General features: G+C 46.0%; 13 protein-coding genes. 2 read left to right on the top strand and 11 right to left on the bottom strand.

Annotation, left to right across the window (positions count from 1 at the left end; genetic code table 11):
* Window positions 1-34 precede the first annotated feature (34 nt).
* The 10 genes from ACU37H_RS12610 to tsaB form a co-directional block, all read right to left on the bottom strand.
* Complete coding sequence (locus tag ACU37H_RS12610; RefSeq protein WP_472703906.1) at window positions 35-1,966, bottom strand: peptide-N-glycosidase F-related protein; 1,932 nt, start codon at window positions 1,964-1,966, stop codon at window positions 35-37.
* Between the two features lie 176 nt (window positions 1,967-2,142).
* Window positions 2,143-3,489 (bottom strand): argininosuccinate lyase, encoded by a 1,347-nt coding sequence (gene argH, locus ACU37H_RS12605; RefSeq protein ID WP_472703908.1) that lies wholly within the window; start codon window positions 3,487-3,489, stop codon window positions 2,143-2,145.
* A 128-nt stretch (window positions 3,490-3,617) separates the two neighbouring features.
* Window positions 3,618-4,688, bottom strand: coding sequence for a M20 family metallo-hydrolase (locus tag ACU37H_RS12600; RefSeq protein ID WP_472703910.1), 1,071 nt, complete (start codon window positions 4,686-4,688; stop codon window positions 3,618-3,620).
* On the bottom strand, window positions 4,688-5,503 hold the full coding sequence (gene argB / locus ACU37H_RS12595) for an acetylglutamate kinase (protein WP_472703912.1): 816 nt from the start codon (window positions 5,501-5,503) through the stop codon (window positions 4,688-4,690). Before argB ends, ACU37H_RS12600 begins: the two co-directional genes overlap by 1 nt.
* A gap of 59 nt (window positions 5,504-5,562) precedes the next feature.
* Complete coding sequence (locus tag ACU37H_RS12590) at window positions 5,563-6,666, bottom strand: PDDEXK nuclease domain-containing protein (protein ID WP_472703914.1); 1,104 nt, start codon at window positions 6,664-6,666, stop codon at window positions 5,563-5,565.
* A gap of 5 nt (window positions 6,667-6,671) precedes the next feature.
* Entirely contained in the window at window positions 6,672-7,637 is a 966-nt protein-coding gene (locus ACU37H_RS12585) for a Rossmann-fold NAD(P)-binding domain-containing protein (protein WP_472703916.1), read from the bottom strand.
* A gap of 223 nt (window positions 7,638-7,860) precedes the next feature.
* Complete coding sequence (locus ACU37H_RS12580; protein WP_472703918.1) at window positions 7,861-9,012, bottom strand: aspartate aminotransferase family protein; 1,152 nt, start codon at window positions 9,010-9,012, stop codon at window positions 7,861-7,863.
* A gap of 127 nt (window positions 9,013-9,139) precedes the next feature.
* Window positions 9,140-9,787, bottom strand: a complete 648-nt coding sequence (locus tag ACU37H_RS12575) for a rhodanese-like domain-containing protein (protein ID WP_472703920.1) — start codon at window positions 9,785-9,787, stop codon at window positions 9,140-9,142.
* A gap of 11 nt (window positions 9,788-9,798) precedes the next feature.
* On the bottom strand, window positions 9,799-10,137 hold the full coding sequence (locus tag ACU37H_RS12570) for an ArsR/SmtB family transcription factor (RefSeq protein WP_472703922.1): 339 nt from the start codon (window positions 10,135-10,137) through the stop codon (window positions 9,799-9,801).
* A 62-nt stretch (window positions 10,138-10,199) separates the two neighbouring features.
* Window positions 10,200-10,871, bottom strand: a complete 672-nt coding sequence (gene tsaB, locus ACU37H_RS12565; protein WP_472703924.1) for a tRNA (adenosine(37)-N6)-threonylcarbamoyltransferase complex dimerization subunit type 1 TsaB — start codon at window positions 10,869-10,871, stop codon at window positions 10,200-10,202.
* A gap of 129 nt (window positions 10,872-11,000) precedes the next feature.
* On the opposite strand from tsaB, the gene ACU37H_RS12560 reads away from it, so the two are divergent.
* On the top strand, window positions 11,001-11,381 hold the full coding sequence (locus tag ACU37H_RS12560) for a RidA family protein (RefSeq protein WP_472703926.1): 381 nt from the start codon (window positions 11,001-11,003) through the stop codon (window positions 11,379-11,381).
* A gap of 119 nt (window positions 11,382-11,500) precedes the next feature.
* On the top strand, window positions 11,501-13,363 hold the full coding sequence (locus ACU37H_RS12555) for a 2-oxoacid:acceptor oxidoreductase subunit alpha (protein WP_472703928.1): 1,863 nt from the start codon (window positions 11,501-11,503) through the stop codon (window positions 13,361-13,363).
* 40 nt (window positions 13,364-13,403) lie between these two features.
* Here the strand turns inward: ACU37H_RS12555 and ACU37H_RS12550 are convergent, their stop codons facing one another.
* Window positions 13,404-15,485 (bottom strand): S9 family peptidase, encoded by a 2,082-nt coding sequence (locus tag ACU37H_RS12550; protein WP_472703930.1) that lies wholly within the window; start codon window positions 15,483-15,485, stop codon window positions 13,404-13,406.
* Between the last annotated feature and the right edge of the window lie 103 nt (window positions 15,486-15,588).

The following is a 15,588-nucleotide window of genomic DNA, read 5'->3' as shown; positions in this document are numbered from 1 at the left end:
GATCCATTTATTTCAACGCAACCCGTTCATTCAATTATTGTCTCGCTTCTACCACGCGCAGGCGCTTATTGAATTGCAGTTGTCCGTCGACAAAGACTTTTATATAATAACGTTGTGCAGGCCGATAAGACATATCGTAAGTCAACGACGCTTCTTTCAGATTTTTATAATGATGTTCCTGGACCAATACTGCGCCTTCGTCTGTTATGATCTGAACGGTTACGTCTTTAGCGGTACCGCTGAAATAGTTCAATGTAGTGGGACCGGACGTACTGGTAGGATACAGCGTCACAGCAATTTCCTTGTTCATGGCTGCCCAACGGGTACTGTCTTCTGTAGTCGTAAAATGATAACTGATAAAGCTTCCAAAGTCGCCAATGAACTGCTTTACGAGGTTGCCTTTGGCATCCTCTATTCTCATGTATCCGCTGCCACCCCGGCGGTTGGCCCAGAATTCCAGTCCATCGTTGGCGCTGTCTTTCACCAGCAGATGGTAAGCTCCCCGGGATAGCAGCACCGTGTCTTTGAACGTTTTGTTTTTCATCGTGCTGTCTAACATGCGCTCGAAGAGGATCTTCCCGTTAATGTCGGTAATGGTATAACTGTTTTGTTCGGGTTCGTTGTTGGTTTTAAGAACGAACACCAATTGTTCAGCATGAACCGGCGCCGCTGTGAACCTGGCAGACATGGCATTGTCCATTCCGTACGCATCTTTTTTGTTGTTGGGTTTTGACAGCGACACGGTAAAATAATTTTCCCCTTCTGCCGCATCGATAAGTCCGGGCAACTCCACCTCTGTCTCCATGCCGTGGGAAAGATGCCCCTTCCAGGCAAATGTCTTCTGCTTGAACCCAACCGTTCCATAGCGGATACTGACAGAAGTGAGCGTTTGAGCGCCATTATTCCTGAGCACCACGATGGGTTTAAAGACTGCCGGATTTTCCCGGCCATAGACTAACTTATCTGTCGGGCGTTTGATGTCTGTAACAGCCACATCATAAGCTGTTGCGGCTTTTTTATATTGGATGATATACGCTGTTATATTTTCTACCGCCTGCGTTTTGTTGACGCGATAAGCTTCCATATTTACATCGATGCTGTTGGTTGATTGCAAAGGCAGGTAATAGATGTCAGGGATCTGTAAATAGCCGGGGCACCAGTTGGCCCTGTCGTAAATCCATGTTCCGGCCTGCGGGTACAAAGGATTGTCGCCGCACTCCCGCCACATCGGCCGCGTGTCAATCAATTGGTCGTTGTAAACGATCATCCGTTTTTTGCTGCAAAACTCTCCGCAGTAATCTCCTTCATTAGCACCATGTCCTGTTTGATAGATCCTGAACTTTGCAAAATCGGCGCCCGCTTCTTTTGTAAAAGAAACCGGCTTTAACTGCTCTTCGATGGAAACAGCGCTATCGCCATAAACAAATGACTGGCTATAAATTTTCTGAATACTTACCGGGATGACGGCAGGTGTGCCCTTGATGATCTCAAAATCGAGCGTTAGCTTCCAACCCCTGTCTTTATTGGGCTCGTAGCCTGTGTGATTGTATTCGATCTCTACACTGTCGCGCAGCAACAAACTGAAATCCGTTACATCCAGCTCCCAATCAAAATTCCAATCTTTGTTAAAGGCTCCGCCATAAGGCGTCAGCATGCGCGCGATCTCGAAATCTTTGTCGACGCCATTGACGCCGCCCATTCTCTTTATTTTGATAAAGTCAAGATAATCCCAATCGGCACAACGCATGTTGTCCGGACATTCAAACTTTACATGCAGCACGATCTTCCTGATCGGAATGTCAGAAGCAGGAAACACGCCCCATCTTTTGTATAAATTAAATCCGTTGGCAGGATCTGTAACAACTGTTTCCCCTTTGTAAGGAATGACATGCAACGTATCTGACGCCGCAACTGAAAGCGTTGTAAACAGCAGTACAACGAAAGACAGCCTTTTAAGTAACAACATAGTTTTGGAATATTGTTTAGGTTTATAATCCGTCGCTCCTGCACCTGTTGCTGAAATAGTGACTTTTACCGCAAAGTGCTCAGCGATTTGTTCACAAAGTACGCCAATCGGAATAAAATGTTATGGACTTAATCAGCCTCACCGAAAGATGACAGGTTATCTCTTTCCGAAAGACCTTAGCTTACCAGCTTGTTAATAGCCGCGTGTATCTTCTCAAACTCAAACCCGGCGACCACCTTGTCCATCAGAGATTTTATATCCTCCGTGCAGAGGTTTTGAATGGAGCCTTCATGCGCCCTTGCCTCCGATCCGTTAAAGGACGGGCTGGGCGGAGCATAAGAGCCGTCTTCTACCGACCGGCCCACCTGTATATACGCGTCCCTGAACGGAACACCCTGCATGACCAACTGGTTAACCAGATCAACTGTGAACAGGTATTTGTATTTTTCGTCGGCCAGGATATCTTTCTTCACTTCGATATTAGAAAGCATCAGGCCCGCCATTTCAATGCAGTCTTTTAATGTTTTAAATGCCGGAAACAAATGTTCCTTCAGCAACTGCAGATCGCGGTGATACCCCGAAGGAAGGTTTGTCGTCATCATCGATATTTCGTTAGGCAGTGCCTTTATGCGGTTGCAATGCGAACGGATCAGCTCAAATACATCGGGATTTTTTTTGTGCGGCATAATGCTGCTACCGGTTGTTAACTCCGCAGGGAAACTAATGAATGCAAAATTCTGGTTCAGGTACAAGCAAGCATCCATGCTCATTTTGGCCAGCGTGTCCGCGATGTTGGCCAATGCCTGCGCCACGATCCGCTCTGCCTTTCCACGACCCATTTGTGCGTATACCACGTTATAATTAAGGCTGGAGAAACCTAACAAATCAGTGGTCATCTGCCTGTTGATGGGAAACGAGGAGCCATAACCCGCGGCAGAGCCCAAAGGATTTTTATTAACGATATCAAATGCTGATTTCAAAGTAATGACGTCGTCTACCAGGCTTTCGGCATAAGCGCCAAACCACAGCCCGAAGGAGGATGGCATGGCCAGTTGCAAATGCGTATAGCCCGGCAGCATGTCCTTTTTATATTTTTCACTTTGCGTCTGCAGCAACTCGAAAAATGGAAGAATAGTTTGTACCATACTTTCGATCTCACTGCGCAGAAACAGCTTTAAGTCAACCAGGACCTGATCATTGCGGCTGCGGGCGCTGTGGATCTTTTTACCTGCGTCGCCCAGCTTCTGGGTAAGCAATAGTTCTACCTGCGAGTGAATGTCTTCTACATTGTCCTGCAGTTTGAATTCGCCAGCCTGGATTTGTTGGTAGATGGTTTTTAATGCAGCTTGCAATGCCTCAAGCTCACTTTTTTCCAACAACCCAACGGACTCGAGCATTTCAATATGCGCCAGAGAACCCAGCACATCAAAAGGTGCCAGGTACAGATCCATTTCCCGGTCTTTACCCACAGTGAATGTTTCCACCTCTTTTAATGCGGTTGTATCTTTTTGCCAGAGCTTCATGTTGAATTTTTGGTTATGAGTTACTAATTATTCGTCATTTAATTTCGGGATCCTCCATATACAGGGCCTGATATCTGATTGAAGTATACGCCTTGTTTACCTGAGTAAATCAGCATTCGTACATTTCCTCACCTCACTATCTTTTCTAACATTTCCACATATTCTTTTATCCCGTTTTCAATTTCTTCCAGATAAATAAATTCATCTGCGGTATGGCTTCGGGCACTGTCGCCCGGACCCATTTTCAGTGCGGGAAACGGCATCAGCGCTTTATCGGAAGTCGTCGGAGAACCATACATCGTCTTGTTCATCGACAGACCGGCCTGCACCACCGGATGCCCGGTTGCAATAGAAGTGGAGCGCAGGCGTGTAGACCTCGGCGTGATCTCGCTTTGAACATGCGCCTTTATTTCTGCAAGCACCTCCTCAAAAGCATATAGCTCATTGACGCGCACATCGACCACATATTTACAAATGGCCGGCACCACGTTGTGCGCTTTGTTTTCCGTTTCGATAACGGTTACCGTCATTTTATTGGCGCCCAATAAAGGAGATACTTTTTCAAATTGATGGGTGTGAAACCATTCAATATCTTTCAATGCTTTGACAATAGCGTTGTCTCCTTCGTTGCGCGCTGCATGCCCCGCCTTTCCCTGTGCTGCGGCATCCAGCACCAACAATCCCCTTTCGGCCACGGCCATTTGCATCAGCGTCGGTTCACCAACGATGGCGAAATCTATGGCTGGCAATACTTTCACCACTGCCTCAATGCCATTATAGCCAGAGATCTCTTCTTCAGCGCTGGCAACAAGCATAAAATTATATTTAAGATCTGTTCGGTCATAGAAATACAGGAAGGTAGCAATAAGCGACACCAGGCAGCCGCCGGCATCATTACTTCCCAGCCCGTACAACCTGCCGTCTTTCTCTATGGCTTCGAAGGGATTTAATGTGTAATTCGGATTAGGCTTTACCGTGTCATGATGGGAGTTGAGCAAGATGGTCGGCTTGCCCGCATCAAAATGCTTGCTCCTGGCCAGCACGTTATAACCCAGCAATTCGGCTTCGACTCCCTGCTGTTCCAGGAACGCTTTAATGACCGAGGCCGTCTGCTCTTCCTCCCGGCTCAGGCTGGGAGTCCGGATCAAATCTTTCAGTAATTGCAGCGCCTGATGATAGCGTTCTTTTACAGTAATCATTAACGGGTAATTAAGGTTCCTTCAGTATCGTTCGTCGTATTTTTAACCAGATCTTTTGCATCGCCGATCAGCACTTCTTTTACACCTGCATCAATCGCCGCAAAAGCGTTGTCTATTTTAGGCAAGATACCTTCAAATAGCCTGTTTTCGCTAAGCAGCTGCTGATACTTTTTCCTGTCGATATTCCTGATCACCGAGTCGTCGTTATTCACATCTTCTAAAACGCCTTTCTTTTCGAAACAGTAGATCAGCCTCACCTGATACGCAGCAGACAACGCTACTGCTAAAGCCGAAGCAATCGTATCGGCATTGGTATTGAGCATGTGCCCTTGACCATCGTGTGTTAGCGGCGCAAAAACAGGAGTAAGCCCGGCTTCGATCAAAAGCCGCAACGGTTCAGCATTCAACTGATCCACATCCCCGACCCAGCCAAAATCCACCTGCTGTCCGTTGATCTCTTTAAGCGGACGCTTTTTTGCCGGAATGATATTCGCATCTGCTCCGGAAAGCCCGATAGCATTGCATTGCAGCGATTGCAGCTGCGCCACCACTTTTTTATTTACCAATCCGCCATACACCATGGTTACGATATCAATAGTGTCATCGTCCGTAATTCTGCGGCCATTAATATATCTGGATTGCACGCCCAGTTGCTCCCCCATTTTGGTAGCGATCTTGCCGCCTCCATGTATCAAAATCTTAGGCCCTTTGATCGCTGCAACATCTTTTAAAAAAGAGGTTAAGGATTCGGGGTGATCGATGATGTTGCCGCCGACCTTTATTACAAATAAATGGCTTGTTTCTTCTTTATTCAACGTAATTTTTTTTAAGTCTTCAATTCTTGGGACAGTGTCCCAAGAATTGATAAGATAAATCACTTTAATCTTAAAATTTCCTTTTCCATATACTTTTTCAGCTTTTGCTTTTTGGGCAGCTGAAGCATATATTTTTGAACAAACAAATTATCGTCCATTCCAGCTGTAGCGTATTTTACAAGTGCCTGATCTTTTTCTGCAACCAATAAAATACCAACAGGAGGATTATCATTTTTCTCACACACCTCCTGCTTGAAATAATTGAGATAAGTATTTAGCTGTCCAATATCACCGTGTTCAAAAGCCCCTATCTTCAGTTCTAACAATACATGACATTTTAAAATGCGATGGTAAAAAACTAAATCTATAAAATAATAGGCATCGCCGATCAATATTCTTTTTTGTCTTCCTTCAAGACAAAAGCCATTGCCCATTTCTAAAATAAACGCCTGAAGGTTGTCTAAAAGAGCTGCCTCGAGATCAGACTCTTCTACAACACTCGCTGCGATCTCTAAGAACTCGAACGCGTATATATTTTTGACAATATCGGCTGGTGCATGCGGCTTAACCTTCTTTTGAATATTGGTAGAAAGTTTTTTTGGGTTTGACGATAACCCACTTCTTTCAAAATATAAACTATTGATCTGTCTTTTTAATTCACGCACACCCCAGGTACCCTTTATTGATTCCATTTCATAGAATGCACGCTTTTCCGGGTCGTCTATTTTAATTAACTCCACGATGTGTGAAAAAGAGAGATTTGACAATAGCTTTTCTATAGGTATTTGCAAAGCATCTTTATTCTTTCGCTTTTTTGATGCTGGTTTCAATTCTTGGGACAGTGTCCCAAGAATGTTTTCGGGCAACAATTGAGATTTTTGGGACAGCGTCCCAAGAATTTGAGGATACGTCAAATAGAACTGCCGGCAGCGGGATAATTCGGGAGCTGAAAGTCCTTTTATGTTAAGCCTTGCAGCCATTTTTTCGATAAGGCCTTTTCCATAAGTGGCCCGCCCTTTACCTTTTTGTTCAAACTCTACAATGTAATATCCTATAATGATATTTCTTATGGTCAATGCACGATTCACTGCACCAGCCGCATTGGATTGTAGCTGGCGGTGTGTGGATTCGACTGCTTTAATAAGTTGTGTAAAGTTTTTCATCGCGCTTACTTTCTGAGTAACTCGCTCAACACCGCTTGTGCTGCCCAAACACGGTTGCCCGCTTCTTGCGTAACGATGCTGTTCTCGCTGTCTAAGATCTCGTCACTCAATTCCACATTACGGCGTACCGGTAAGCAATGCATTACTTTAGCATTGTTGGTTAGTTTCAGCTTTTCCTGTGTCAGCATCCACTCCGGTTCGTTGCTGTAGATCTTTCCGTAATCGTGATAAGTACTCCAGTTCTTGACATATACATAGTCTGCATCTTTCAGCGCCTCATCCTGGTCGTATACAATCGGCGCGTTGCCGGTGAATTTTTTATCCAGCTCGTAGTCTTCAGGATGGGTCACGACGAAATCAACTTCGCCCCAGGTCGTCATCCATTGCGCGAAGCTGTTGGCCACACATTGCGGCAGCGGCTTTACATGCGGTGCCCAGCTCAATACCACTTTCGGTTTGCGCGTTTCCTTAAAGGTTTCTTTGATCGTAATAACATCTGTAAGACTCTGCAACGGGTGAAGCGTCGCACTCTCCAGGCTCACCACCGGCAGACCGGAATATTTGATAAACTGGTTGATGTATAACTCGCTGTAATCATCTTCTTTGTTGACTAAAGAAGGAAACGTGCGGATCGCCAGGATGTCGAAATATTTACCGAAAATCGGGGCTGCATCTTTTACGTGCTCGACGGTTTTACCGCTCATGATGGCTTCTTCTTCGAATTCCAGTTGCCACCCTTCGCTGCCTACATTGAACACAATCGCTTCCATGCCCAGGTTCTGGGCGGCTATCTGCGTGCTTAAACGCGTGCGCATGCTGGGATTTAAGAATAAGCAACCAATGCGTTTGCCCGCTCCCAATTCCTTGTCCAAAAATGGTTGCGCTTTGTACTGTAGCGCTTTTGCTGCGAGCGCATTGATGTCTGATACATCGGCCGCGCTGATAAATGTATTGCCTTTTAGAAGTGACATTGTTACAAAATGGTTTTATAAAAAAATGGTTCGTGCCTCCACGAACCAAATAATTGTTGATAGTTGCACTTAAGATAGACGGGATGTTCCTTCGATAAACTCAGAAAAAACTGCCCCGATTTTGCCAGGATCTAATCCGGACGATCAACCGATCCTGCCCGACTTTTATCCAGACAGGCGTGGCAAGACCGATCTCGCAAACACCGGGCCGGGCCCATAAAAATTATTCCGCGACCACACTGAATGCGGCTATTTCTTCTTTTACCGCTTCGATAAAATGTTCTGCATCTTTCTTCTTCAAAGCCAGTGAAGGTAACAGCCTGATCACATTGGGTTTTGCTTCGCCGGTAAAAATTTTCTGGTTTGCCAGCAAATTCTTTTTCAAAGCGGCCAGTTCCTGTGGCACGTCAAAACCGATCATCAGCCCACGGCCGCGCACGTTCTGCAATTCGGGAATGGTATTCAGCTCGTCTCTCAAATACTTACCGATCATTACGGCATTGCCCATCAGCTTTTCTTCTTTCATCACTTCCAATACGGCCAATGCTGCGGCGCAGGCCAGGTGGTTGCCGCCAAAAGTGGTACCTAACTGAAAGTGTTTGGGCTGGATATGAGGCGCAATGATGATGCCACCAACAGGAAAGCCATTGCCCATGCCTTTGGCCATGGAGTAGATGTCTGCATTGACACCGGCAAAATCATGGCTGAAGAATTTTCCGCTTCTGCCATACCCGCACTGCACGGCATCCGCAATATAAACCGCACCATATTTATCGCACAAAGCCCTGATCAGCTTGAGGAAACCTTCGCTTGCTACATTGATACCGCCTACACCTTGTATACCTTCGATGATAACTGCAGCTATTTCTTTTCCGTGTTGTGCGAAATGCGCTTCTAAAGCGTCTTCATCATTGAAAGGAAGAAAATCCACGTGGTCTGTTTCGTTCACTGGCGCCAGGTAGTTCCGGTTATCCGTGGCGGCTACCGCCAGCGAGGTACGCCCGTGAAATGCCTTGCTGAAAGCGACAATCTTTTTTCGTCCCGTATGAAACGAAGCCATTTTGAGCGCGTTCTCATTGGCTTCAGCACCGGAGTTGCAAAGAAAAAGGCTATAGTCTTCCTTTCCTGAAACTTCTCCCAGCTTTTTGGCCAGCTCTTTCTGCAATGGATTCTGAATCGAGTTGGAATAAAAGGCAATTTTTTCCAGTTGCTCTTCGATGCGTCGTACCCAATGAGGGTGGGTGTGACCAATGCTGATCACAGCATGGCCGCCATAAAGGTCTAAATACTGGTCGCCCTCACTATCCCAAACATAAGACCCCTTGGCCTTGGTGATAGTAACGTTGTTAAGGGGATAAACATCAAATAAATCCATCAGTGAATTTTTGTGGCGCACTCGCCTCTTGTAAATAAAATTGCCCGCGTGGAAGCGGGCAACGAAATTACTTAAAATATTAATGGTCCGGGTAATAAATTATCCGATTCAGGTCACTGACAATCGATTAATTTAACATACCCGGTTCCTTCACGATCTCGGCTTTCGGCTCGTCTTTTATTTTGTCCCAGCCGCCGGTTACATTTCTCAGATTGTGGATGCCCTGCTTTTTTAAAACAGAGGCAGCGATAACACTTCGTACGCCTACATAACAATGCAGATACAGGTTGTCGGTCTCCTCAATCTGGGCCAGGTTGACCACGTCAGACATTTCTTCCAGCGGAATATTGACGGCTCCCTTCAGATGCCCTCCGGCGAAGTCAATCGGCCTGCGCACATCAACTACCACGAGGTTTTCATCAAACGGAATATCCATCATCAACTCATCCGGCTCCACGTCGATCAAGAGGTCGATCGTGTGCCCGGCTTCCTGCCAGGCGGGATAACCACCTTTCAAAAAACCTTTGATATTGCTGAAGCCCGCCTTTGACAGTTCGTCGGCAACTGCCTGTTCATTACCATCATCGGTAACCAACAGCAGTCCCTCGTCCTTCTTAAAGAAAAGCGGGGCATATTCCAATAGCCTGCTGGAAGCGGGTATGCTCACACTTTGAGGAATGAATCCCCTGGCGAACTCCCCGGCCTCCCGGGTGTCGATGACGGAAGCCTCCTGTCCTAAACATGTTTCAAATTCTTCTGCACTAAGAGCCTTCATATCCAAAAAATTTACGCTAACAGCTGACCTACAAATTCATTAAGGTCTCTCATCCGCTGCGTATTGATCGTGTAATAAATAAATTTTCCCTCTCTTTCTGTTTTTACGAAATCAGCTTTCCGCAAGATAGCGAGGTGTTGGGAAGCGACCGACTGTTCAATTCTTAATTTTACATAAATTTCAGTAACGGTTACTTTTTCCTGGTTGTCGATAAGTTTTAATATTTGTTGCCGCAATTTGTGATTAAATGCTCGTAAGATCAACGCTGCTTTTTTGATAGCCAATGTATCTAACGTTAATTCTTCGGCCGGATTTTCTTTTTGGGCAAAAGAAATTTGGTAATTACTCATTATGAATAAAGGGTTTAGAGGGTTTAAAAATACGACTTAAATAGTTTTAATGCAAATATTACCTATATGCCTTTTCGAGCCGATATATATACATCTTTAACGTAATATGGCTCACAATATGCAACATCTGCAAACTTTTTTTCTTTAAAGTGTTGGACAGATAGTTGAATCATGTGCCTTGCGTCCACCTCGGAGGCCACGAAACGGGCATTGGGCCTCGGGTGGATGAGGTCAGAAAATTTTTGACTGCCATTTCCTGTAAACAAGATCTGATGTTCATCAAGGAGATCCGCGAAGCGCTCTGCGTCCAGGGTAGCCGCAAAAGGCTCTTTGAAATATTCCAAATCTTTGGTGAAAAAAGCGGTAAACACTTCCATGCGCCGGGCATCGATCATGGGACAAATAAGGTCTTCCGCCTGATCCCGAATGGCATCAGCCATTATCTGTAACGTATTTAAACATATCAATGGCTTCTGTAAAGCATAACACACACCTTTCGCACTGGCAAGGCCAATGCGCAGGCCGGTATAGGAACCGGGACCATTGCTAACGGCCACGGCATCGAGACTCCGCATATCAATACCGGTTCTTTTGAAAGCATTTTTGATCGTCTCGTGCAACCAACCCGCCTGCTCGTTGCGGTTGTCGTGTGCCTCAAACGCGACCACTTCCATATCATCGCTGATACAAAAGGAACCTTTGTTAATCGCCGTATCAATATTTAACAGGAGCATTATGCAAATGAAATAAATATTTATTGAAATATGATCTGATCGTTTCAAAATTTTCAAAAACTTGAGAAAAAACAATAGAGTTTGTTTTATTCCTGATCTTTTGTACTCTTGCAAACAACAACTTATATCATGGAAAAAAAGATCATCACTACCTCTGACGCGCCGGCTCCTATTGGACCGTACAACCAGGCAGTCTTTGCCGGTGACACGCTGTACATTTCGGGGCAGGTTGCCATCGACCCGGCAACCGGCGACCTGGTAAATGCTTCCTTACAGGATGAAGCTCATCAATGTATGAAAAACCTGAAGGCGATCCTGGAAACAGCAGGCTTAAGCTTTGCCAATGTGGTGAAATCTACCATATTTCTCACTGATATGAAGCGGTTTGCAGAGGTGAACGAGGTCTACGGACAATATTTCTCAGGAGACTACCCGGCCAGAGAAACGGTACAGGTGTCGGCATTGCCCAAATTTGTGAACGTGGAGATCAGTATGATCGCAGTGAAGTAGGTGGCGGTCCATGAGTTATAGACTATTGTCCATCGCCTACGTTCCATTTGTCAGCGCAGCGTAAAATATAGCCACTCAAGCAGGGACTTCCGTACCTTTGTGCCCCAATTTTTGATGGAATGAACAAAACACAGGAAGTTTTAAAAGACGTAGTAATAAAATTTGCAGGGGATAGTGGAGATGGAATGCAGCTTACCGGTACCCAATTTACCAATAATACCGCCCTTCTGGGCGCCGACCTCTCGACCTTCCCGGATTACCCGGCAGAAATCCGAGCGCCGCAAGGGACGATCCCTGGCGTGAGCGGGTTTCAATTGCGCTTTTCTTCAGATCATATCTACACACCCGGTGATGAGTGTGATGTGCTGGTAGCAATGAATGCTGCCGCGTTGAAAGCCAATCTGAAGAGTCTTAAAAAAGGGGGGCGCATCATTGCCAATACCGACGGATTTGATCCAAAAAATCTTCGCCTGGCGAATTATCCCGACGGCGTTAACCCGATCGAGAACAACAGCCTGGAAGGATTTGAACTGATCAAAATAGATGTGACCAAACTGACGCGTGAAGCGTTGAAAGAGTTCACACTCGGCACAAAAGAAAAAGATCGCGCGAAGAACATGTTCATCCTGGGATTTTTATACTGGATGTACAATCGTGACATGCAGAACACGATCAACTTTCTTACTGAAAAGTTTTCCAAAAAGCCGGACATATTAAACAGCAATATCAAGGCATTAAAGGCCGGTTACAACTACGGTGATACCACCGAAACATTTACTACCACTTATACGGTTGAAAAAGCGAAGATTGAAGCAGGCACTTATCGCTCTATTATGGGTAACCAATCCCTGGCGATGGGTCTTGTGGCGGCTTCCGTTAAAAGTGGTCTGCCGATGTTCCTCGGCACTTATCCTATTACACCGGCAAGTGATATTTTGCACGAGCTGAGCCGTCATAAAAATTTCGGTATCCGCACCTTCCAGGCGGAAGATGAGATTGCCGGTATTACATCGGCCATTGGCGCTTCTTATGGAGGCGCTCTGGGCGTTACCACCACATCGGGCCCGGGTATGGCGTTAAAGACCGAAGCGATGGGCCTGGCAGTAATGCTGGAAATTCCGTTGGTGATCATCAACGTACAAAGAGGCGGACCCTCTACAGGGTTGCCTACGAAGACGGAACAATCTGACCTGTTACAGGCTTATTACGGCCGGAATGGTGAATGTCCTATGCCTGTGATCGCGGCCAGTTCACCTGCCGATTGTTTTGATGCCGTATATGAAGCAGTAAAGATCAGCGTGCAGCACATGACACCCGTGATCTTCCTGAGCGACGGTTATATCGCGAATGGTGCAGAACCCTGGCGTTTCCCGAACGAAGAATCTCTGGCACCGATCCACGTGCACTTCAAAAAGGAACTGGGCCACCACGAAGAAAAGTTTCAGCCTTACCTGAGAGATGAGAACCTGGTACGTCCGTGGGCCATCCCCGGTACTCCCGGCCTGGAACACCGTATCGGTGGCATTGAAAAGCAAAACATTACAGGAAATATCAGCTACGATCCGGAAAATCACCAGCTGATGGTAAAGATCCGGCAGGAAAAAGTCGATAAAATCGCCGACCATATCCCGGAACAAAAGATCGACAGCGGTGAAGAAAAGGGAAAAGTATTGGTGCTCGGATGGGGCTCGACCTATGGAGCCATCAAATCAGCCGTAGCACAGCTGCAGGCGGAAGGTAAAAGCGTGAGTCATGCACACCTGCGCCACTTACGGCCATTTCCTAAAAACCTGGGCGATATTATCCACAATTTTGAACATGTAGTCATTCCCGAGATCAATAACGGACAATTAATCAAGATCATCCGCGACCAGTTCCTGGTAGACGCGAAAGGATATCACAAAATCATGGGTATTCCCATCACCAAACATGAATTGGTGGAAGAGCTCAATAAATATTTTGTGGTAGAGCAGGTAGTTTAGTGAGTCGATAGTCCATGGTCCATGAACTATCGACGATGGACTATTTCCTTCCTTCCAGCTTGAGCAGAAACGCATAACGCAGGGCATCTTCTTTCAGGTAATCGAATCGCCCGGAAGCGCCACCGTGTCCGAACTTCATGTTGGTCCGGAGTAATACCACGTTATCATTCGTTTTATAATCGCGCAACTTAGCGACCCATTTTTCCGGTTCGAAATATTGTACCTGGCTGTCATGCAGCCCTGTTGTCGCCAGAATATGAGGATAGGGTTTTTTCTCTATGTTCTCGTAAGGGGAATAGGATTTCATGTAGAAATAGGCGTCCTTGCTGGTTTCAGGGTTACCCCATTGATCATATTCGTTGGTGGTCAGCGGGATAGTTGGATCGAGCATAGTGTTGACTACATCCACAAAAGGCACATCGGCGATGATCCCATTGAACAAGGTGTTGCCCATGTTGGCCGCCACGCCCATCAAAAGCCCTCCGGCGCTCCCGCCATTGGCATACAGATGTTGAGGAGATGTGTATTTTTCTTTTACGAGGTATTCCGCGCAGGCGATGAAATCGGAAAAAGTATTTTTCTTATTCATCATCTTACCATCATCATACCACTGCCGTCCCATCTCCTGACCACCCCGGATATGTGCAATGCCGTAAGCAAACCCGCGATCCATCAAACTGATGAGGTTGGAGTTGAAATACGTGGGATAAGAAAAACCATAGCTGCCATACCCGATGAGCAAGAACGGCTGTTGCCCGTCTTTCTTAAAACCCTTTTTATAAGCAATAGAAACAGGCACTTTAGTGCCGTCTGCAGCTGTAGCAAACACGCGCTCCACGTCGTAGTCATCCTTATTGTAACCGCTCGGAATCTCCCGTTGCTTCAATAACGTTGTCTTGCCCGTATTGAGGTCATAATCATATACGCTGCTGGGCGTCACCGGCGAGCTATAATTGTAGCGCAATTGGGTCGCGTTGTAATCAGCGTTGGTGCTAAAGGATGCCATATATACGGCGTCTTCAAAAGGAACCAGGCGGTTATGCTTTCCTTCTTTGTTCAGGTATTCCAGCTGATCGAGTCCATTGCTTCTTCCTTTCACTACCACATAATCCTTCAGCAATAGAAGGCTTTCGACAAGCACATCCTTCCGGTGCGGAACAAAATCAGTCCAGTGCGCTACGGGTGTGCTGCTGAATGGCGCTACCGATATTTTAAAGTTGAGTGCTTCTTTATTATGGGTGATGTAAAAGCGCTCCTTATCGGCATCTACGCTGTACAAGACGCTGTCCATCCTCGGCTGAAACACGGCAAAGGCGCTGGTTGGCTGATCGGCGGGTATATAGCGTACTTCTGAATTTGTAAAGTTTGCCGATTCAATGAGGATATAATTTTCGGCTTTTGTTTTTGAAATGCCGATATAGTTACTCTGGTCCTTTTCGTGATAGACCATCACGTCTTCCTCCACCGGGCTTCCTGCTACATGCCTCCATACTTTTTCCGACAAAAGGGTCACCGGGTTGTTAGAAGTATAAAAGAAAGTCCGGCTATCAGCGGCCCATACATAACCCGCGCTGGTATTAAAAATTCCCTGATCGGTGACTTTTCCGGTTTGCAGATCCTTAACCATCACATTGTATTGCCTGCGGCTAACGGTGTCCTCTCCAAACACGATAAACCGGTTATCGGGACTGACCGATACACCACTTACACTATAATACGCATGCCCCTCGGCCATGGCGTCTACATCCAATATGATTTCTTCCGGCGCATCCAGGGAACCTTTTTTGCGGCATAGCTTATAGTATTGCTGACCTTCCTCGCTTCTGCTGTAATAATAATATCCATTGCGGAAGTAGGGAACATTCTCATCTTTTTCTTTAATACGCCCGCGCATTTCTTTGTATAAGGTGTCCTGAAGCGCCTTTGTATCGGCCATCATTTCTTCAAGGTATTTGTTCTCCGCTTCCAGGTGCTGCACTACTGCATTGCTGTCGGGTCCCTTCTTGAAAAAATCGATCATCCAATAATAATCGTCCTTCACTTTGTCACCATGTATGTCCCTGATATGTGCCTTTTTCGTTATTACCGGCGGCTCCAGGTCCGGCCATTTCACTTGTTCCATTTGTGCGCTTGTTTTTTGTAAACACGATAAGGCGATAAAAGTAATCAATAAAAAAAAGGCCTGTTTCTTTAATATCATAATGTGCAGAAGTTTAGCAGTGAAC

This window comes from Niabella sp. ZPM-14 (assembly GCF_055693045.2).
The sequence above is the reverse complement of the archived record's forward strand: the minus strand, read 5'-3'. Positions and strand labels throughout refer to the sequence as shown.